At 49.0% G+C, this 20,137-nt stretch carries 24 protein-coding genes and 1 pseudogene; 8 read left to right on the top strand and 17 right to left on the bottom strand.

Translation table 11 applies throughout. The features are described 5' to 3' along the window. Positions 1 to 75 precede the first annotated feature (75 nt). Positions 76 to 1,311 carry a pyridoxal phosphate-dependent aminotransferase gene (locus C7E00_RS05645; protein WP_105303365.1) on the top strand — a complete coding sequence of 412 codons (1,236 nt, stop codon included), beginning with the start codon at positions 76 to 78 and terminating at the stop codon, positions 1,309 to 1,311. A gap of 365 nt (positions 1,312 to 1,676) precedes the next feature. Here C7E00_RS05645 and C7E00_RS05640 read toward each other — a convergent pair whose 3' ends face one another. Together C7E00_RS05640 and C7E00_RS05635 are read right to left on the bottom strand one after the other, a co-directional pair. Further along, entirely contained in the window at positions 1,677 to 2,870 is a 1,194-nt protein-coding gene (locus tag C7E00_RS05640) for an iron-sulfur cluster-binding domain-containing protein (RefSeq protein ID WP_105303364.1), read from the bottom strand. A 1-nt stretch (position 2,871) separates the two neighbouring features. After that, the gene (locus tag C7E00_RS05635) at positions 2,872 to 4,425 is read right to left on the bottom strand and encodes a phytoene desaturase family protein (protein ID WP_105303363.1); all 1,554 of its coding nucleotides are present in this window, start codon (positions 4,423 to 4,425) and stop codon (positions 2,872 to 2,874) included. A 103-nt stretch (positions 4,426 to 4,528) separates the two neighbouring features. Here C7E00_RS05635 and C7E00_RS05630 point away from each other — a divergent pair, with 103 nt between their 5' ends. The 4 genes from C7E00_RS05630 to C7E00_RS05615 are packed head-to-tail and all read left to right on the top strand — an operon-like array spanning position 4,529 to position 7,952. Continuing rightward, the gene (locus C7E00_RS05630) at positions 4,529 to 5,242 is read left to right on the top strand and encodes a FadR/GntR family transcriptional regulator (RefSeq protein ID WP_105303362.1); all 714 of its coding nucleotides are present in this window, start codon (positions 4,529 to 4,531) and stop codon (positions 5,240 to 5,242) included. Between the two features lie 58 nt (positions 5,243 to 5,300). Beyond that, positions 5,301 to 5,846 carry an HD domain-containing protein gene (locus tag C7E00_RS05625; protein ID WP_239928534.1) on the top strand — a complete coding sequence of 182 codons (546 nt, stop codon included), beginning with the start codon at positions 5,301 to 5,303 and terminating at the stop codon, positions 5,844 to 5,846. 10 nt (positions 5,847 to 5,856) lie between these two features. Next, complete coding sequence (locus C7E00_RS05620) at positions 5,857 to 6,720, top strand: zinc dependent phospholipase C family protein (protein WP_105303360.1); 864 nt, start codon at positions 5,857 to 5,859, stop codon at positions 6,718 to 6,720. Between the two features lie 53 nt (positions 6,721 to 6,773). Continuing rightward, a complete protein-coding gene (locus C7E00_RS05615) occupies positions 6,774 to 7,952 on the top strand; it encodes a HipA domain-containing protein (RefSeq protein ID WP_135358172.1) in 1,179 nt (392 codons plus the stop codon). A gap of 67 nt (positions 7,953 to 8,019) precedes the next feature. On the opposite strand, the gene C7E00_RS05610 is transcribed toward C7E00_RS05615, so the two are convergent. The 15 genes and pseudogenes from C7E00_RS05610 to C7E00_RS05550 form a co-directional block, all read right to left on the bottom strand. After that, the gene (locus tag C7E00_RS05610) at positions 8,020 to 8,409 is read right to left on the bottom strand and encodes an Inorganic pyrophosphatase (protein ID WP_105303358.1); all 390 of its coding nucleotides are present in this window, start codon (positions 8,407 to 8,409) and stop codon (positions 8,020 to 8,022) included. 81 nt (positions 8,410 to 8,490) lie between these two features. Then, positions 8,491 to 9,474, bottom strand: coding sequence for an alpha-hydroxy-acid oxidizing protein (locus C7E00_RS05605; RefSeq protein ID WP_167836481.1), 984 nt, complete (start codon positions 9,472 to 9,474; stop codon positions 8,491 to 8,493). A 264-nt stretch (positions 9,475 to 9,738) separates the two neighbouring features. Further along, complete coding sequence (locus C7E00_RS16770) at positions 9,739 to 9,945, bottom strand: AAA family ATPase (protein WP_204378572.1); 207 nt, start codon at positions 9,943 to 9,945, stop codon at positions 9,739 to 9,741. Between the two features lie 439 nt (positions 9,946 to 10,384). After that, entirely contained in the window at positions 10,385 to 11,407 is a 1,023-nt protein-coding gene (locus tag C7E00_RS05600; protein WP_105303356.1) for a DUF4433 domain-containing protein, read from the bottom strand. Next, positions 11,376 to 11,852: a hypothetical protein gene (locus C7E00_RS16455; protein ID WP_239928533.1), complete on the bottom strand. Its 477-nt coding sequence runs from the start codon at positions 11,850 to 11,852 to the stop codon at positions 11,376 to 11,378. The genes C7E00_RS05600 and C7E00_RS16455 overlap by 32 nt, the downstream gene beginning before the upstream one ends. 60 nt (positions 11,853 to 11,912) lie before the next feature. Further along, positions 11,913 to 12,260 (bottom strand): annotated as a pseudogene (locus tag C7E00_RS16765) (macro domain-containing protein); the annotation flags it as partial. A 20-nt stretch (positions 12,261 to 12,280) separates the two neighbouring features. Then, positions 12,281 to 12,508 carry a helix-turn-helix domain-containing protein gene (locus tag C7E00_RS05590; RefSeq protein ID WP_105303354.1) on the bottom strand — a complete coding sequence of 76 codons (228 nt, stop codon included), beginning with the start codon at positions 12,506 to 12,508 and terminating at the stop codon, positions 12,281 to 12,283. Positions 12,509 to 12,682: 174 nt separating this feature from the next. After that, a complete protein-coding gene (phoU, locus tag C7E00_RS05585; RefSeq protein WP_105303353.1) occupies positions 12,683 to 13,333 on the bottom strand; it encodes a phosphate signaling complex protein PhoU in 651 nt (216 codons plus the stop codon). A 7-nt stretch (positions 13,334 to 13,340) separates the two neighbouring features. Beyond that, positions 13,341 to 14,114: a phosphate ABC transporter ATP-binding protein PstB gene (gene pstB / locus C7E00_RS05580; protein WP_105303352.1), complete on the bottom strand. Its 774-nt coding sequence runs from the start codon at positions 14,112 to 14,114 to the stop codon at positions 13,341 to 13,343. Positions 14,115 to 14,118: 4 nt separating this feature from the next. Next, the gene (gene pstA, locus C7E00_RS05575; protein WP_105303351.1) at positions 14,119 to 15,015 is read right to left on the bottom strand and encodes a phosphate ABC transporter permease PstA; all 897 of its coding nucleotides are present in this window, start codon (positions 15,013 to 15,015) and stop codon (positions 14,119 to 14,121) included. 15 nt (positions 15,016 to 15,030) lie between these two features. After that, positions 15,031 to 15,906: a phosphate ABC transporter permease subunit PstC gene (gene pstC, locus C7E00_RS05570; RefSeq protein ID WP_105304875.1), complete on the bottom strand. Its 876-nt coding sequence runs from the start codon at positions 15,904 to 15,906 to the stop codon at positions 15,031 to 15,033. A 78-nt stretch (positions 15,907 to 15,984) separates the two neighbouring features. Next, on the bottom strand, positions 15,985 to 16,875 hold the full coding sequence (locus C7E00_RS05565) for a phosphate ABC transporter substrate-binding protein (RefSeq protein ID WP_239928532.1): 891 nt from the start codon (positions 16,873 to 16,875) through the stop codon (positions 15,985 to 15,987). Between the two features lie 148 nt (positions 16,876 to 17,023). Next, complete coding sequence (locus tag C7E00_RS05560; RefSeq protein WP_105303350.1) at positions 17,024 to 17,584, bottom strand: 3'-5' exonuclease; 561 nt, start codon at positions 17,582 to 17,584, stop codon at positions 17,024 to 17,026. Between the two features lie 2 nt (positions 17,585 to 17,586). Continuing rightward, positions 17,587 to 17,925 carry an ArsR/SmtB family transcription factor gene (locus C7E00_RS05555; RefSeq protein WP_105303349.1) on the bottom strand — a complete coding sequence of 113 codons (339 nt, stop codon included), beginning with the start codon at positions 17,923 to 17,925 and terminating at the stop codon, positions 17,587 to 17,589. A gap of 3 nt (positions 17,926 to 17,928) precedes the next feature. Beyond that, entirely contained in the window at positions 17,929 to 18,408 is a 480-nt protein-coding gene (locus C7E00_RS05550) for a hypothetical protein (protein ID WP_135358171.1), read from the bottom strand. 52 nt (positions 18,409 to 18,460) lie between these two features. On the opposite strand from C7E00_RS05550, the gene tgt reads away from it, so the two are divergent. The 3 genes from tgt to C7E00_RS16170 all read left to right on the top strand — a co-directional run bounded on the left by tgt (position 18,461) and on the right by C7E00_RS16170 (position 20,100). Then, positions 18,461 to 19,594, top strand: a complete 1,134-nt coding sequence (gene tgt, locus C7E00_RS05545; RefSeq protein ID WP_105303347.1) for a tRNA guanosine(34) transglycosylase Tgt — start codon at positions 18,461 to 18,463, stop codon at positions 19,592 to 19,594. A 95-nt stretch (positions 19,595 to 19,689) separates the two neighbouring features. Next, positions 19,690 to 19,935 (top strand): hypothetical protein, encoded by a 246-nt coding sequence (locus C7E00_RS05540; RefSeq protein WP_105303346.1) that lies wholly within the window; start codon positions 19,690 to 19,692, stop codon positions 19,933 to 19,935. Between the two features lie 15 nt (positions 19,936 to 19,950). Beyond that, entirely contained in the window at positions 19,951 to 20,100 is a 150-nt protein-coding gene (locus C7E00_RS16170) for a hypothetical protein (protein ID WP_167836480.1), read from the top strand. The last annotated feature ends 37 nt before the right edge of the window (positions 20,101 to 20,137 follow it).

Here is a 20,137-nt window from a genome sequence, read left to right as displayed (position 1 = left end):
ATCGGGTGTATCATTATCGCAACAGCAGATGTGAAAAACACCCGCTGAACAGCAGGACAGAAGGAGAACACATCCATGGCATTCACTCGGAAAACAGCCAGTCTCGTACCGATCAAGGATACGGTATTTGCGGTTGCAGACATGGCGAAAAAAGATAAAGCAGAACATGGCGAAGATGCAGTAACCGATGCGACCATCGGATCTCTGTATGGAGAAGATGGAAAGCTAGTTGCTTTTGATACCGTATTTGATCATTACGATGTGATCGATCACCGCACCAAAGCAGCATACGCTTCCAGCTTCACCGGAAACCCGGATTACCGCAAGGAAGTCTGGGACTGGGTCACCCAGGGAAGCAGTCTGAATCTGCCCCACTCCGTCATCGCTACGCCTGGCGGAACCGGTGCAGTCTCCACATCGATGGTCACATTTCTCGATGCAGGTCAGACCGTGATCCTGCCGGATATTGCCTGGGGCTCCTACAGCCTGATGGCCGCACAGGACAATCTGAAGACCGTGAAGTATCAGATGTTTGAGGGAGACCATTTCAATCTCGCATCCGTGAAGAACGCGATTGAAGAAGTGCACAAGACGCAGGATCGGATTGTCCTGGTCGTCAACAGCCCGTGTCATAACCCGACCGGCTACAGTCTTTCCGACGAAGAATGGAAAGAATTAACGGATCTGCTCAATGAAGCCGGAAAGACCGGTCCGGTCATTCTCGTGAATGATATTGCCTATATTGACTATTCCTACAACCTTGCACATTCGAGAGCTTACATGGACTGCTTCAATCAGTTCAGCGATCAGGTCATGGGTGTCATCTGCTTCTCCTGCTCAAAGACTCTGACTTCCTACGGACTGCGCTGCGGTGCCGCAGTCATCGTCGCAAAGCAGAAATCAGATGTCCGCGATGCGGAGATCGTCTTTGAGAAGAACGCCAGAGCAACCTGGTCCAACATTCCGAATGCGGCCATGAAGAACTTCGTCTGGGTTGTCACGGAGAAACGCGATACCTTCCTGAAGGAAAAGCAGAAATACATCGATCTCATGAAAGAGCGCAGCTCTGTATTCCTGAAGGAAGCAGAAGAATGCGGTCTGGAGACCTATCCGTACAAGGAAGGCTTCTTCGTCACGATCAAAGTCGAAGATAATGACCGGGCAGAACGTATCCACGCGGAACTGATGAAGAATCATATCTACACAGTCCTCGTCAATAAAGGCATCCGGGTTGCCTGCTGCTCATTGCCTGTGAAGAAAGCTCATGGCCTTGCGGCAAGAATGAAGAAAATTGCTGATTCTGTCCATTAAGAGACTGCCTGCAATTCCCGGGATATCATAAGAATGCAGATCAGGTTCCTGGAAACGGCGCAGCCTTTGCATCATGATCCCGCCAGAAAGGACAGCATGTCAGAGTGCTGTCCTTTCTGCATGGACCACTTTAGCAGGAACAAGGAAGGCGAGCGGATTATATCCCAGGGCTGAAGCACCTGGGGTTTACGCCGCTTTCCTCTAAATCGGAAATCGTACTATAAACTCCATCATGACACTGCGTCCCGGAGCCCTGGCACTTGCAATGTGTTCAGTACGCTGAAAACTGACAGATAGTTTATCAGCTTCAGTGTCTGAGCATTGCTGCCTTATGAGCCCCAAGCTGCCGCATGCAGTTTTCTGACTCACTGAATGATGATACGGATCTTCACATCGGACAGCGGCCAGGTTGAACATGCATGCACATAGCCGAACTTGCGGTCGGCGTATCTTCTGCCATCGCCTTCAGACGGAATGAATACGTCTCCTTCCAGCAGCTGGCAGCGGCAGTAACCGCATGCACCGCTGCGGCATCTCGTATGATTCGGGATTCCTGCCCGCTCCAGGGCTGCTGCCAGCGGTTCCGAAGCCTTTGCCTCAATGACCTGTTCTTCCAGTCCTCTGCATACGGTGCATTTCCAGACTCTGGAAGAATCGCCATGGTATCCTTCTGCTTTTGTGATATCGCGCGGAGCCCCGAATACTTCAAAGCGGATTCTCCGTTCCGGAATTTCCAGCTTCTTCAGCTCCCCGGAAACAAACTGATACATCGGCAGCGGGCCGCAGACAAAGTACGTGCAGTCTTCTGATCCGCTGTATTTCCGGATCAGATCTGCATTCAGAAAGCCCTTTTCTCCTTCGTAATCCGGTTCGTCGGAGATCACGTTGATGAACCTGACCCGGGAACACTGTTCTGCCACTGCAGCAAGCTGCTGTTCCAGGATGATATTCTTGGTGTTTCTGGAGCCATAGAGAATGGTCAGATCTGCATCCATGGTGCCATGTGCGATTTCCTGAGCCATGGCGAAGAATGGCGTGATGCCGCTGCCTCCTGCTAAAGCGATGAGATGCTTCGCATCCCTCAATGGTTCGTAATAGAACTGTCCGAATGGCAGATGGGCATTGAATTCATCTCCTGGTTTCACGTGTTCATACAGCCAGCTTGACGCAAATCCTTCGTTCGGTTTTCCATTGCGGATCGTCAAGGCAAAGAACGGATGATCGTTCTGTCTTGCCTGATATGGTGCAGAGCAGATGGAATATGGTCTTGTCGTGATGGTCCCATTGATCTTCAGATCAAGGGAGCAGTACTGGCCTGCCTGAAACGGCGGAAGCTTATCGCCTTCGCATGCTTCAAAAGTGAACATCCTGGCGGTCAAAGAAACATCTTCAATCTTCACCACCCGGACTCTGGTGACTTCCGGATGCACTTCTTCTGCAAGCTCCCGGATCGGATCGGAATAATGATTCTCGCTGCTGCCGCTGGCAATCAGGTTCCTTCTTGCCCTGGTTACCCGGGAAGCACCTGTGACATCACGAATCAATCCTCTGACTTTCATTTCAGGCAGCCTCCTTCATTTCCGTGAGAATGATCTGGGCAGCGATCTTTCCGTTATTGATATTGACGGCCATGCCATCGCCCGCCAGCTGAGCAGAAGAACACCAGACAAGATGAGAGATCAGATTGTTGTCTTTTCCTGCATCTTCCAGGCGTGCCACGATGCTATTGGACATATGATGCTGATAGCCGTAGATGCTGCCGCGGTAGGCACCGGTATAATGCGAGATCGTGACCGGAGTTTCAATTTCGATATCGATGATGTGATCCTTCAGATTGACTCCGAGTCTCCTTGATACCTGATCGATCATCTGTGATGCGATTGTCCGCTTGATCTCAAAGTAATTGTCTGCAGTGACATGTGCAAAGCATTCCGCCAGCGGGAGATTCGTGATCGAAAGAGAAGTTTTACCTTCAGGGACTGCTTCCGGATTTGCATAGTTCAGACAGATCGTCGTGAGATAGCTCCAGTTTCCAAGATGCTTTCCTTCTTTCCAGAACTCCGCGGTATCCATAGCCTTTTCGGAAGAGAAAACAGAATAGCTGTGAATATTCAGGTCTTCTGGCTTCTGGTCCAGCATCAGTACCACGGAGAAGCAGCTGACGCTTAACGGCATCGCATTGGCATACTTTCTTGCCTCGACAGGAACTTCGCTCTGCGGTTCGACCATCTTTCCGAATACGACATCCGGATATGGTCCTGAGGCGATGTAATCCGCATGGATCTCATCCCCTCTTCTCGTTTTTACGCCATAGGCTTGATGATCCTTCACGAGGATCTTCTCCACCTCCTGGCCGTATTCGATCTGAACACCCTTCTTCATGCAGGCATCTGCCATCGCACATGCCATCTCATGCGAGAAGCCCCTTGCCACATAGCTGCCGCCGCTCATATAATCGCCCATCAGGAATGCATAGATCGTGAATGGAAGAGAATTCATCGGCTGACCGACATAGATCCAGTAGGCACTGAGAATCTTCTTCACCTCTTCAGGCAGATGCGTGGTCTGATCAATGACTTCTTTTGCGGAATAGCCTGCAGTCTTCACAAGTTCCTCATGCTGCCTCAGCATCTGCAGCTTGCTGAGGGAGTGTTCATTCAGATAGACTACAGACTGATACACCTTCTCGCAGAGATCCAGCAGTGCATTGACTTCTTTTCTGGTGCCTGGATACTGCTGGTCAATCTCATCTGCCGCAATCCAGGATCCATCCGGGTTCTTTCCGGCATGAAGTTCAATATTGATCTGATCTTCTTCAGAGACGAGCGTATAGGCTTCCGGTACCCGCAGCCAGTCAATCACGACGCCCATCTCTTCAAGATACTTCCGCATGAATAATGGATGATCTGCCGATCCGATCGACATCATCTCATGCAGAGTGGCTTCCATCTCTACGCCGCTTCTGACAAAGGAGGTTGCGACGCCTCCGGGAAGATTATGCCGTTCGAGAATCAGAACGGACTTTCCTTCTGATGCCAGCTTCATGGCGCAGCTCATTCCTGCAAGTGCTCCGCCGATGACGATGACATCATAATGATCTCTATAGAATGCCATCTGTTCCTCCTTGTGGTTTAACCACAGTCAGTATAGTGATCAGATGCACAAACTGTCAAACATGTGATAAGCTTCTTCCGGTTAACAAGCCTCGGAGGAAGCCATGGATCAGAAAGAAACTGGAAAAAAGCACCTGAAAGATCAGTTCCTGAATCAGATTGCTTCAGAGATTCTGGATGGAAAGCTGAAGCCAGGCGATCGTCTTCCGACCGAACGGGAACTCGCTGGTGAGGCAAAGATTTCCCGTTCTGAAGTGCACCTAGCAATGGAAGAACTGGAACGGATGGGCTTCATCCGGACGAATGCCCGCCACGCAACGTATGTCGAAGACTATCTGAAAAACGGGAATATCGAGACTCTGAATTACCTGATTACCTTCAGCAGAGATCGCTTTGCAAAAGATCATATGCAGGAACTGCTTGATATGCGGCTTGCCATTGAAGGAAGAGCGATTGAACTGCTGCTGGAACAGAATGATCCCTTCGAGGAAACCCTGAAGGAATACCTCTCCTGTGCCGGAGCAATTGCGGAAGCAGAACAGCCAGAGGATGTTCAGCTGGCTGGTTCGTTCTTTGAGTTTCATCATGAGATCTGCGTGCTTTCCGGAAACTTCATTCTGTCGATGATGTTCAATTCGTTCCGGAATGTGACATTGAGCTACTGGCAGGATGCGATCCGCGCACTCGGAGCGAAGAAGTGCATTGACCTGGAAGCACAGTTTCTGGACACCTTATCAGGAAGAAATTCCGAAAAATCGATTGCGTTCCTGAGACAGGAATTCGAACTTTTCCGGGATCAGATCGAGCAGGAATCCTGAACCTGAATTTTACTTAAGCTGTATTGCACCTTCACGATTTCTGATTAAACTGGAAACGATGACAAAAGTAATAGGTTCCAGAAGGACATTTCTGGATGCGGATGATGAAGCCGCAATGGAGTTTCTGAGAATCACTTCCGATATCTATGCAGATCCGGATTACCAGCGCCTGCGCCATTATACGCACCACTACTCCACAACGCGCTTCCAGCATTGCGTGAATGTGGCATGGTATACTTACCTCTGGACAAAGAAACAGGGTCTGAACTATCGTTCGGCCACCAGAGGAGCGATGCTCCATGATTTCTATCTGTATGACCAGCATAAAGGAGAACAGCCGATCCGCGGACGTCATTGTGCCGTGCATCCGGTGATTGCCCTTCAGAATGCGAAGCAGCATTTCGAGGTAGACCCGATCATAGAGGACTGCATTCTGCACCATATGTGGCCGAGCTGCCCAGGCATGCCGAAAACGAAGGAAGGCATGATCGTGGAAGCAGCAGACAAGTACTGTGCGTCCATTGAATGGAGCAGCCGCCAGGTGCGCCGCATTCCCCAGGGACTTGCGTTCATGCACATGAGGCTTGCCCGCTTTACTTACTGAGGAGGAGCGCATGCCAGCCGCAACAACCCATACAGAATTTGCCCGGAAGGTCTATAATTCCCTTCCATTTTCGATTCAGCAGGAGATCACTGATCCCCATGCTTATTTTCTTGGCTCCCAGGGACCGGACTATATGTTCTTTTCCAGGGCTTATGTCCTGCCTGGTTCCCTGTCGAAGTACGGAAATATGATGCATCACACAAAGGTCAGAGAAGCAATCCTCTATCTGCACACACACTGTGCTTCAAGCGGTGTGCTGAAGAGCTATTTCTATGGGTTTATGACCCATTATGCCCTGGACTCGAAGATGCACCCGCACATCAACCGGGAAGCGAAGAAGATCCATGATACAGTCGGTACCTTTGAAGGAGAAGCCCACTTCCGCATTGAAGCAGAACTCGATGCCTGGGTGCTTCAGAAAGAGAAGAAGAGCTACCGGGTATTCAAAGATGTGAAGGTATCTGATTCTGCTGCAGAAGCGATCGGAACGCTCTATGAAGGTCTGTTCCATACCGTCTATGGCATGGAGATTCCAGCCAAGCGGTTTGAAGATTCCTGCCATGATGTCTCAACCTTCACGAAGATGATTGCACCTGGAAGCAGTGCGAAATACCATACGGTCATCCGTCTGGAAACCCTGGCAAAGCAGCCGCATATGATCAGTGCGATGATGCTGGATGAAAAAGATCCATCTGTTCTTCCGCTGCTGAACCCGAACCATGAGGCAAGAGAAGTACCAGGTCAGCCTGGTGTCACGGATTCCAGAGATCTTCCGGAACAGCTGGAAGACGCAAAGCAGTTTGCATTGAAACTGATCACGAAGTTTGACCCGGAAGACCTGAATTATGATTTCATCGGTGAGCCTGCAGATTGAATCTGCAGGTTTTTCTGATTGTATGAACCCGTTTTATCCGTTAGGATATAGGCGTGTTCGGGAACAGAAAATACGTGCTGATGCACAAAGACAAAGCCGTTCTCTCGGCGGAATACTCTCCTCAGACGCATACGTTCCGGAAGATCACGGAAGTTCATGATGCGTCGCACTATCCTGTAGGTACTTTCGTGAAGGGCTCCATTTCCCTTGATCTTCTGAATGACTGGTGGGTATGGAGAGGCATTCCGGATTACCGGGTAGATCTCAAGCGGCTGCTGAAGCGGCTTGGCGTTGCAGACCGACTGGATCTTCTGGAAGAAGAATTCGGGCTGTCATTAAGTGATCACTACTGGCTCAGACAGGAACGGGTGAATGCTTCATATGAAGAGCTGAATTATTTTCATCGTCCGTTTGATCAGGAGGGATTTGCCAGATCCATGTTCCGGCAGATGGACTTTCAGCCCCAGGAAACTGCCCTCCGTACGCCAGGCAATACGCTCTGCGGGTTTCATCGAAAAGCCTGGATCAGAAGAGATAATAAGCTGTTCCTGCTCAAGGGAAGCGTCACGAGATACCAGGAAGAACCGTTCAATGAATGGCTGGCCTGGCAGGCAGCTAAGCGGCTTGGCATCTACGCAGTACCATACCGAGTTGAAACGTATGAGAATCAGATCGTGAGCGTATGTCCTGAGATGCTGAATCTGCATACAGATCTTGTTCCGGCCAGAGATGCGATGAAGACGCTGAAGATTCCTTCCGGAGAATCGGAGATTGACTGTTTCCTGGAACTTCTGGAGCAGCATGGCATCACCGATGTGGATGACAAGTTTGATGAGATGCTCATCCTGGACTTCCTGCTATTGAACAGCGACCGGCATAATCAGAACTTCGGAATTCTCGTCAATGCAGATACGAATCAGTGGATAGATCTTGCCCCGATCTTTGATACCGGCAGTGCGATGGGATGCTTCACCGGCACGGATGAGCTTCCTTATGAAGAAACGCATGAAGACTGCAAGCTCTTCAGCCGCAAGCATTTCCGCCATGATGAATTAGGCGAACTGATCATGAATCCGGGCAGATTTGATTTCTCGGTTCTTGATGATCTGCCGGAAGCCTATGAGAGGAAACTGGCATCGTTCCAGGAAGTCACAAGGATCAGCGATCATCGCATTGAAGCGCTCAGCAACCTGCTTCGCCGCCGCATCTCCAAACTCAAGGATCTTCAGTAAACAAGGTGTTTCCCTCCGGAAACATCTTTTCATAATAAAAGAGACTGTCTTTCAAGTCTCTTTCTGCTCAGCTATCGCTTTCGCCCCAGTTCGGGATTTCAGTACCCCTGCGGATCAGAACGGTCTTCTGGTATTCCGTCTGATTCAGGAATCGCAGCACCAGCTGCTCTTCTTCCGGCGTGCAGCCGGTCAGGATCTTGACATCCAGAGTCTTCTTCAGGATATCTGCAGCCACGATCAATGCAGTGATTGCATAATGATTGCCGCTGCCGAGATACACGGAAACTCCCTCGGGCTCCCCGTTTGTGTCTTCCAGATGACCATATTCAACCGGATAGACAAGGTTCGGGAATTCCGGATGCGATTCCCCTTTTCTGCGCGTGATCTTCAGCTGGCTCGAAAGGTACAGAGTATCCAGTTTCTGCCAGAAGTACGCGTTATTTTCATATTCTGCCATGCATTACCTCTCAACACACAGATACATTATATCCTTTCGCCCTCACAATGTAAACAAATTACACTTGTGATGAAATTTATTTCAATACCTGATCTTTGTTCTGTCAATCCGTGCAAGGGTACTGCATCCGGTCATGCGCATTGTTTCAGCAAGCTCATCCTGAAGCCTCTTTCCAAGCGCAATCATCTGCGCGCTTCCGCCCTGCACAATCGATAATGCGAACGGTCTGCCGATCAGAACACCATCAGCGCCAAGTGCAAGACAGCGGAAGATATCATTGCCCGTACGGATGCCGCCATCAACCAGAATCGTGATCTTTCCTTTCACTGCATCCGCAATCTCCGGCAGCACTTCTGCCGTACCTGGCGTACCATCGAGCACTCGGCCGCCATGGTTGGACACGACGATCGCATCAGCCCCCGCTTCGATGGCAGTTTCTGCCGCATGCACCGTCATGACCCCCTTCACGATGAATGGCTTTCCTCCTAATGCCTGCTTCACCTTCCTGAGGGATGCAGCAGTCTTGGTTTCCACCGGGGTCTTCCCGGCTCTCAATAAAGGCAGTCCGGCCGCGTCGATATCCATGGCAGCTGCTTCAAAGGATAATCCTTCCAGCAGATGAATCCGTTCTTCAATGCCTTTCTGAACCCATGGCTTGATCGTGACGATGCCATGGCCATGATGGTCATTGACGGCCTGGGCAGGCTTCTGAAACAGATTGACCGGGTCAATTCCATCACCGGTGAAGCCTCTGATGCCAAGGCTCTCGCAGGCATCAAGAAGCTGGCAGGAATAGTCATATTCGCTGATGTCATATCCGTAGTTATTCTGAATGCCCGCACATGGTGCCGCAAAGACCGGCATCGAAAGCTTCATGCCTAGTAATTCTGCTTCAGTGGATATTTCAGATGGTTCCGCACATACATCCATATTGATCCGGATACGCGCCAGTGCTTCCACATTATGGATAAAACTGCTGCCGGTTCCCTTTCCGCCGACTCCTGGTATTTCTCCTCGGCAGGCAATGCCATTGCATTCCCTGCAGGCTCTGCACTTCAATGCCATCTCCTGATTCTCCTCCTGTTTTCCTGCATTCAGTTTAGCACTGAACGGAGAGGATCGGCTCTTGCACAGAGGACTTTCGGATCCGGAAATATGACTGCAGAGGGATTCCATGGGAATGGTATATTGATTAGGAGGGTTCTGCAGGAAGAGGTGGCATGCAATCATGAATTACAAGATCGGCGATGTTTCTGCTCGGAAATCAAACATTGGTTCTTGTACAAGAGATCCTTTTTTGTTCTCTACCTTAAACTTATCTCCTCCTCATCAACAAGAATTTAGACTGAGCCAAATTGAAAACTCAGTCGGAGTCTGAGGTTCTCTGCAATTCGGGATCATCTCAAGCACAGCCTCAGCTGCGTTCATACCTGTCTGCTCTGCCTCAAGGATATTTCTGCGCAGCACAATGGACTTAAAGGTATCCATTGCCCCGATCAGATTTGTTTTACCGGAAGCGTTCGGACCGTAAATCACTGCAGAGCAGAGTCTCTTGTATTTTGAAGAGCCGGCATGCGCTGTCAGTACACTGTAATCAAGTCCAGTCTACCTTGGGGCAGGAATCATGGAAAAGATTGTTTCATCCGCAAATGATTTGTAATTTTATTTCTGAACTCTAACAGCATGTGATTTTCTCCTGGTGAAGAAAAGGGCTCTACGCTCAGGTAATGATCCATCTGGATCAGCCGTGTGACATGAAACTGATAACTGATAACCGTTTTGATTTACTCCCCAGAATTTCTGTTCTTCTCTGAAATGTGTTGCCTCATTTTTTCCAAATGAACGCTTCATGCATTATTCGACGCTCTTCTAACCTGATGAATCATGCAGATCCCTATTTTCAGAAATAATTCAGGATTTGGAAGAAATCGTCAGATCTCAAAGTCAGAAGCTATCTAATGTCTTCTGATGCCAATCAATATTCTACATGTCCCAGAAAAAATTTCTGATAGCTCATCAGCTGATTATCCAGGAATACCTTTACTGATAATTCGCGAGCTTTTCTGACCTCTGGTACTCCATGAAAAACAATAGGTCTGGCATTCAGATAGTCAACGCCGAGTTCAAATTCCTTCCGATTCACTATTTCATTTCCGCGCAACCATTCAAACTGCACGCAGGCATTTACCCGATAGTCTTTCAACTTTCCGGCAGCAAATTTCTTTCTTGGATATGCGTCAGAAAAAGAGATGCTGAAATCCCGGTCATGAAGAGAACATTTTTCAATAAACAATCCATTATTGTAAAAAAGTCCTGGATTGATCACTCTGACTCTAGGCGCCCAGTAGCAAAACAGCTTGTTGCTTCTATCTTTGAGCAGATTCAGAAATGTAGTTTTCTCTTCTGCATTGCGGCAGACGATTCCAGCAAGAGAATGCTCAATCTGATATCTGTCAGGATAAACAATTTCAGACTGTCTCAGAGATCTTTCTCTTTTTCTGTCCACATCCTCGGACAGAAAAGGTCCATTTCTGTAGATCATCCGGAAATCCAGCTGTGAAAACTCTTCTTCTCCCTGCAGCAATGGACATCCTCTTCCTGCTTCAGATCCCTCTGAAAAGGATGTATTCGGATCAGATAGCAATTTGTCCAGATAGAAAAAGAAGAAAATGGGAACCGGAACATTTGCATTCGGATCTCCATCATAGCGAAGATCACGATGCTTGAATCCTTCATTGTGATATTGAGTTGGCGTTAAGGGGCGGAAATAGAACCTCACATAGGAAGTTGTTCTCTGTTCCGTCATATCAATCACCTGACGGCTGGCATTATCGTTCTGCATGACTTGCAGTTCTACTGCCTGCATCCGGCTGTAAAGCATCCCGCTCTCCAAAATGCTGATTGCATTCCGTATATCAGTGTAATGATACGCATAATGGGGCCACCACTTTACCAGAGCAAATTCTTCATTTTTCAGAATGATTTTCTGATAGCTCATCACTTCGTCCTTTCAGGTCATAAACTCTTCCTTCTCCTGAGTTTATCTGGTACCCTTCTGTCTTTTCTCCTGTTTTTCCATCCGAGATTCTGATTTCTGAGAGGTAGCCCAGCGAAAGCAGCAGATCCATTACAAGGCGCTCAGGAGACCCTGCTGTTCTTCTAGCAGCAATCCCATTGCTGCGAAGGTCCGACCAGATTTCAAAAAATGAATCTTCGTCTACGAGCACCTGCTCTTTGTCTTTGCCATTTTTTTCGAATGCCAAACCTTCTTTCCAGAGCACACACCAATCTGATCGATCAGAGGAAAAATGATATGGAACGATGGAACAGTTATATCGGATATCATCTTCTAATCCTTGAAAAGACATATCTTTCGCGTTATGTCTCAGCCAGTCAACCGTTTTTTCCTGATTCTTATGCTCTGGAAATGGATCCGTTCCCATTCCGAGGTAGACATAGACATCAATCGGCAAGTCCTGCAGAAATTTCTCCATGACTGGCTGGACATCAGACCAGTTCAGTTCACCGTTTCCGCATCCAAGTCTTGGAAATGCAACAGAAGTGATTCCCTTTTCTGCATAAGTTCTGCGGAATTTTGCTAGACCGGCTTCAATATATTCAATACGAGAAGGGTTTCTCCAGTTTTCCTTGGTAGGAAAGAGAAGGACCCAATGATCAGGTTCATAAAAAAGCATCAATGTTCCTATTTTCAGTTTCCGCTTATCGCACACCTCCCTATATGCCTGAAACATATCCGGATAACGCTTCTTGAATTCGAGTGCAACGCCTTTGCCCATAACGCCAACAGTATTCACAGTATTTACAAGAACCTGAGCCGGGCTTTTAAACATATCGCCTTCTATATATCGGATCATTTTCTTCCTCCGATCTCAATGCGCTCTCCATCAGGAAGTACGAAAGCACACTCAAAACTGCATCCAGTTGCCAGCGCAATATCCTGCATGTCATCCAGCGTGAAACTGCCTCTCTTGATTTTCTGGCTGAATGCCTGCGGGGATTTGTCCATTCTTCTCCCCATCTCTGTCAAAGTCATTCCGGTTTTTACAGCGAGGATTTTCAATTCATCATCAATCCGCATTTTCACTTCCTCTGATATCACAAGAGTAAATGAAATTATTTATTTGTTCAACAAATATGTTTATTTCAAAATGTTTCTAATTCAAAAAATATGACTTGAGGTAAAAAAAGCGTAAGCCTATTTCAAGTAGGTTTACGCCATCAGCAGGGAAAATCCTGCTTTCTTCATTTCAATTCAGTTGGTATTGCCTTCTCTCACACCGGTGATTGCGAAGATTGCCCACTGAGCAATGTTCACTGCATGGTCGCCGATTCTTTCGAAGTACTTGGCAATCATCAGAAGATTCAGTGCATACTCCATGTTTGCTTCACGGTTATCATAGATTTCCACGAGCTTCTTCTTTGCCTTTGAGAAGCATTCATCCACGATATCATCATCTGCGATCACGCTTCTGGCAAGATCCGCATCGCGTTTCGTGAAGGCACTGATGGCATTGCTCACCATCTTGCTCGCAGCGGTACCCATCTTCTTCAGATTCAGGATATCATTTGCTGCAGAGAGATTTTCGGTGATCACGATCTCTGAGATTTCCCCAGCCTGATCGCCGACCCGTTCCATATCAGAGACCATTTTCAATGCAGAAGAGATCACTCTGAGGTCCGTAGCGACTGGCTGCTGCTGCATGAGCAGCTTCAGGCAGAGTGCTTCGATATCACGCTCTTCCCTGGAGATTGCCGAGACATTGACAATCACTTCGCCTGCGGTCTTGCGGTTGCCGGTAAACAATGCATCAAGGCAGAGCGAGATGCTCTCCTCGCACATGTTTCCCATCTCGGTCATGGAGTTCTCAAGTTCTTTCAGTTCATGATCAAATCTGGTACGCATATTGTTTTTATCCGAACCTTCCGGTGATATAGTTTTCTGTCTTCTTGTTCTTCGGGTTGGAGAAGATGTCGTCCGTCTTGCCATACTCGATCAGATCGCCGAGCAAGAAGAACGCGGTGTTGTCGCTGATGCGGACTGCCTGCTGCATGTTATGAGTGACGATGACGATCGTATATTTCTTCTTGAGTTCAATGCAGAGGTCTTCAATACGGCCTGTGCTGATCGGATCGAGTGCAGAGGTAGACTCATCCATCAGGAGAACTTCCGGTTCCACTGCCAGGGCTCTTGCAATGCAGAGACGCTGCTGCTGGCCGCCGGATAGACCTAATGCATTCTTTCTGAGACGATCTTTGACTTCGTCCCAGATAGCTGCGCCGGTCAGCGAACGCTCAACGATCTCATCGAGCGTCTTCTTATCCTTGATGCCGTGGACACGCGGACCATATGCGATGTTGTCATAGATGCTCATCGGGAACGGATTTGCTTTCTGGAATACCATGCCGACCCGCTTGCGGAGCACGTTCACATCCATGTCATTGTAGATATCAATTCCTCTGAGACGAACATCTCCTTCGACCTTGCATCCTTCAATCAGATCATTCATCCGGTTGAGACATCTCATAAAAGTAGATTTCCCGCAGCCCGATGGACCGATCAGTGCGGTTATCTTATGTTCTTCGATATCAAGATTGATATCCTTCAGTGCCTGGTGATCACCATACCAGAGATTCAGATTCCTGACCGTGATGATCGGCTCATTTGTTTTGCTGTTTTCTTCCATTGCTTTACTGTTCTACTTTCTTCTTGAGTTTATAGGCTACCAGCTTTGCTGCAAAATTGATCAGGAACGTCAATAGCAGCAGGATGACAGCGATTGCGAAGGCAACATTGACCTGGTTGCGTTCCATTGCATACATATACAATGCCACCGTGAGGCTGGCTCCGGAAGTACCTGGCGTAATAGCTCTTCCGAAGGAGACGATCTTATTTGCCATGCCGGCCGTGAAGAGCAGTGCTGCAGATTCACCGACAACACGTCCTACTGCAAGAATGCAGCCAGTCACGATTCCGTCAATTGCCGAAGGGAGGACGACAGTGCGGATCATGTGCCATTTGCCAGCTCCCATCGCAAGGGAGCCTTCGCGATAGCTGTTCGGAACGGTCTTGAGACTTTCCTGGGTGGTGCGGATGATGGTAGGAAGAGTCATGATGACCAGGGTCAGAGATCCTGCAAGCATGCCCGTTCCCAGTCCGAAGAACTGACAGAAGATCAGCATTCCGGCAAGACCGTAGATGATCGAAGGAATACCCGACAGCGTCTCGGTAGCGAATTCGATCATTCTGACGATCTTCTTGTTTCTGGCGTATTCATTCAGGTAGATGGCTGCGCCGACGCCGATCGGAAGCACGATGATCAGCGTGATGATGACAATGTAGAGCGTATTCAGAATATTCGGAAGAATGCCGTACGTATTCTTCAGAACACTCGGCTCCGTGCTCAGCATCTCCCAGGTGACATACGGAATGCCCCGGCAGAGGATATACCCGATGATCAGAATCAGGATGACCAGAATGATCACGAAGGAAGCAACCATCAGAAAGTTCAGCGCCCTGATCTTGTTTTTGCGGGCAGAGGAAATCGTATCAATGCGTTCCTCTGTCTGCGATTTCCTTTCAGACATAGATCATCATCCTCCTCATTTCTTGTCCCGCTTGATCATGAAGTTCAGAATGAACATGATCAGCATGACGAAGATAAACAGAACCAGTGCGATGGAAAACAGAGCCTGTTTCTGAAGGCCGCTTGCATAGCTCATTTCCGATGCAACTGCCGTGGTCAGGAAACGGACACTCTGGAACAAAGACGGCATATTGGCAACGTTGCCGGAAACCATCATGACAGCCATTGCTTCGCCGATGGCTCTGCCGACGCCCTGCACGATCGCAGCAGCGATACCGCTTCTGGCGGCAGGGAATGAAACCTTGAATACGGTCTCCGTATACGTAGCGCCTAGTGCCAGGCTGGCTTCTTCATATTCCTTCGGGACTGCATTCAGTGCAGTTTCCGAAACACTGATGATGGAAGGAAGAATCATGACGGCAAGCACCAGGATTGCGGTCAGCATGCAGGAGCCATTTGCGACATGGAATACCTTGATGACAAACGGGACCAGCACGATCATGCCGACAAGACCATAGACGACAGAAGGAATGCCAGCAAGCAGTTCGACTGCAGAACGAATGACTGCAGCAACCTTCGGTTTTGCAATTTTGGACAGGTAGACCGAACAGAGAAGGCCGATCGGAACTGCCAGGATGATGGCACCGGCCATGCCCCAGAACGAGGTCAGAATAAACGGCAGGATGCCGAATTTCGGGTCAGCCGCCGTTGAAGCCCATACCGTTCCGAACAGGAAATCCTTGATGCCGATCGTTCCGATTGCCGGAACACCGGAAACAATCAGGAAGATCGAAATAAACAGAACGAAGGCGACGCTCATCATGCCGAAGATGAACATCAGGCCATGCATGAATATTTCAACGGGGTTGTTTGATTTCTTAGTTTTCTCCATAGTTTTTCCATAACATGCAATACCGTCAGCATGCGTTCTGCACACTGACGGCACTGCAGTCTGATGAATTTCTGTTCATTACTTCGAAACCGGTACAGCGCCTGCAGCTTCAATCAGAGATGCTGCTTCCAAACTGGTAGCGAAGTCTAGGAATGCCTGTGCAGCCGGGCTCAGTTCCTTGCTGTCGTTGGTGATCATGTTGAAGTTACGCTGAATCTTGTAAGTGCCATCGAGGACAGTCTCTTCAGACGGTGCAGCGCCTTCAACAGTCAGAGTCTTGATCGTATCGTCTACTGCTGCCAATGATGCATAGCCGATTGCTGCTTCATTTGCACCGACAGCCTGGATGACTGCACCAGTGGAAGTCAGCTCCTGATCCATCTGGCACTTGTCAGAAGTTCCGGTGATGGATTCGAAACCATCACGAGTTCCGGATCCTGCTTCACGGCCGATGACGACGATTTCCTGATCAGCGCCGCCTACATCTTTCCAGTTCGTGATTTCGCCAGTGTAGATCTTAGCAATCTGATCGAGAGACAGATCGCTTACTTCATTTGCAGTGTTGACGATCATTGCGATGCCGTCGATTGCGACGGTGGTGGATGTCAGACCGTTCTTTTCTTCATCCTTCAGATTTCTTGAAGCAAGACCGATATCGCAGTTTCCTTCGGTGACTGCTGTGATGCCTGAACCGGAACCAGTCGGGTTATAAGTTACGGTAACGTTCGGATACTTTTCCTGGAATGCTTCGGACAGAGCACCGATGACCTTCTCCATGGAAGTAGATCCATCGGTGGAAACTGTTCCGCTGAGATCAGCATCTGCTGCAGCTGCGCTTGTCTCTGCTGCTGCGGTGCTTTCTGCTGCGGCTGCTGCAGAAGTAGCTGCTGCGCTGCTGGAAGAAGATCCGCATCCTGCGAGCATTACTGCTGCCAGGACACCTGCTGTCAATGTTTTCATAGATACCATAAATTGCTTTACGCCTCCCTATTGAACACAAGTAAAGATAATGAGGCTATGTAAAGTGAAAAGGACAGTGAATGCTAAATTTATGTAAAATCGCAAAAAGCCCGCAGATTCTGTCTGCAGGCATCAGATTTTACAGAAATTGTAAACGCTATCGCAGCGGATAGATCGGAATGCCGGTCTGATGAAGCAGTTCCTCAATGTCATAGATACCGGTATCTTCCATCGCATGGACGACGATCATCAGACAGCCATACGCATCGCTGGCAGCGTTATGGTGATTCAGATCAACATCCAGGTAGTCGCACATATCATTGAGACGATGATGCGGAAGCGATGGATAGAGTTTTCTGCTGAGGGCAACCGTATCAAACCAGGAGAAACGCGGCAGCGGCAGGCCCACATTCCTGCATGCGGCTTTCAGGCAGCCCATATCAAAGCGGACATTATGCGCGCAGACCAGCGAATCGCTTAAGAGCGGCAGCAGCTTATCATACGTTTCATGAAAACCAGGAGCGTCTTCGACGTCTTCCGGATGAATGCCATGAATCCGGATGTTGCCTGGGTCAAAGCGGCTCACATTATCAGCAGGCCGGATCAGCGTATAGTATTCGTCGGTCAGTTCGCCATCTTCCATGCAGGAAACACCGACGGCACAGACAGATGCCGGCGAATAGTTGGCTGTTTCAAAGTCAATTGCTGTGATGCGCATGATCACTCCCGTATGTGCTCATAAGCCATCTTATAGATATTCTTGATATGCTCATCGGCCATGGAATAATAGACGAGCTTGCCGATCTTGCGGGTGCGTACGAGCTTGGTCTTTTTCAGGGAAGACAGCTGATGGCTGATGGCAGACTGGGACATTTCGAGAAGACTTGCGAGATCGCTGACGCAGAGTTCATTTGTGAACAGGGCATTCATGATCTTGAGACGGGTGCTGTCGGCAAACATGTTGAAGATCATGGACATATCGTCATAATCCCGTTCGCAGCCCATGTTTGCTCTGCATTCAGCTACTTTCTCAGGATCTACCAGATTCTTATCAGTCATATGCTATTCTCCTTCCCTGCTCACGCGGATATTCTTTGTTTCCTTGCCGGGAATATACTGATTGAGCCACCGGGCAGCGCTTTTCTTCGAATACATATCCGCAGTCTGCTCGGATCCATCGACCAGAAGGATTACGAGCGTATCTGCATAAGAACGATATTCATACTGCCAGTTCACGATCTCATCCCAGTAGATCAGAGAACACGAATCCCGTTCTCTCGTATTGAACAGGACCAGATAGTCATCCGTGAATTCTGCCAGAAGCCGATCCGGCAGCATCAGTTCGGCAAACAGGCAGAGCAGGGTGATGCAGATGCCGACTCCGGCTGCCGAAGTATTGTCAAATGTCATCAATATTCCGGCAATGGCGCAGCCAAGCAGAAAGCCGGCAGGCTTGACACGGATGAAATGCCGTTTTCCCTGAACTGGCGGAAGATTGCGGATCCTGATCGTCTGAGACTTCATATCTATATGATTATACACCGGAATCCCGGCTTTCCTGGTATACTGATTTCCCGTAGAAGTGAGGTTTGCAATGAACAGTCCAGTAACATTTGAAATCACCCATGTGTGCAAGCAGTCCGGTGCCCGCACCGGCATTCTGCATACGCCGCATGGCGATGTGGAAACGCCGATGTTCATGCCAGTCGGAACCCAGGCAACCGTGAAGTTCGTCTCGCCGGAGGAACTGTATCAGATGGGAGCAGGCGTAGTCCTGGCAAATACGTATCACCTGTGGCTGAGACCGGGAGAAGAAATTGTTGCCAAAGCAGGCGGGGTCCAGAAGTTCATGAACTATAAAGGACCGATGCTGACAGATTCCGGAGGATTCCAGGTATTCTCGCTTTCTGATACGAGAAAGATCAGTGAAGAAGGCGTCATGTTCCGCAATACGCTGAATGGCGACAAGCTGTTTCTGAGTCCGGAGAAGTCCATTCAGATCCAGAACAAGATCGGGGCAGATATCATGATGTCCTTTGATGAGTGCATCCCCTACCCGGCCACGCGAGAATATGCAGAGCGTTCAATGCTGAGAACCCTGAGATGGGCAGAGCGCGGCAAGAATGCCAATACGAGACCGGACGAACAGGCGATCTTCGGCATCGTGCAGGGCGGTGACAATGAAGACCTCCGTGATTACTGTGCCGAGAAGCTGGTCGAGATGGATTTCCCGGGCTATGCAGTCGGCGGGACTTCGGTCGGCGAAGACAAGGAAACCATGTACCGCATGGTGCGCTGGTCCGTTGAGAAGCTGCCGGAAGATAAGCCCCGCTATCTGATGGGCGTCGGTGCCGTCAATGACCTGCTGGAAGCCATCTCCCTGAATATTGATATGTGCGACTGCGTGCTGCCGACCAGAATTGCCCGGCATGGCACGCTGATGACGAGCCAGGGACGCATCAATATCAAGAAAGCGATGTATGCGGAAGACTTCACGCCGCTGGATCCGGAATGCGACTGCTATTGCTGCAGGAACTATACCAAGGCTTATCTGAATCATCTCTTCCGCTGTCAGGAAGGCTTCGGAACGAGGCTCATGAGCATTCATAATATCCGTTTCCTGCTGAGGCTGATGGAAGATGCGAGAACTGCCATCAAAGAAGATCGCTTCAATGACTTCAAGGAAGAAAAGCTGAAGAACATGAAGTTCGATTCCAGAGGTTTCTGATTGATTGCTTTTGGATCAGTATTAATTGATATTCGATCATATTCAGCTAGACCGAGTTCTGTAAGAGGAATTCAGTCTTTTTCTTAGGAAGATTCATGCAACAGCATATCATCGCAGCGAAAGCAGCCGTGACAGTTCTCTGCATCGTGGTGGCGGTCTTCGGCATATCGATCGCAAGATCCTTTCTTGCACATCTGAACCCGGCTGGAGTCCATGTCTTACAAGAGATTTCATTCGCTCTCCTTCTCGTGCTTGGCTGCGGCTGTGCAGCCGCATTGCTGAGACCACTGTGGGTGATGCGGGTTTTTCTGACGAAGATGGAGGCAGGACATGTCTTATAAGAAAGCAATGTCCGGATGCTGACCGCTGCGATCGGCCTTCTTTATCCCCCGAAGCTCTTCCTTGTTTCGGCAGCAGCCGGCTTCATGTGCCTGATTGTCCGGGTGATCCGCGATGCCTTTGCGAAAGCCGTCCTGATGAAGGACGATCTAGGAGAACTGACATGATCCGTCTGAACATGAATGTCAGAATGGCAGAAGAAGG

It is taken from the genome of Anaerolactibacter massiliensis (assembly GCF_900290205.1).
Taxonomy (GTDB): domain Bacteria; phylum Bacillota_I; class Bacilli_A; order Erysipelotrichales; family Erysipelotrichaceae; genus Bulleidia; species Bulleidia intestinalis.
The sequence above is the reverse complement of the archived record's forward strand: the minus strand, read 5'-3'. Positions and strand labels throughout refer to the sequence as shown.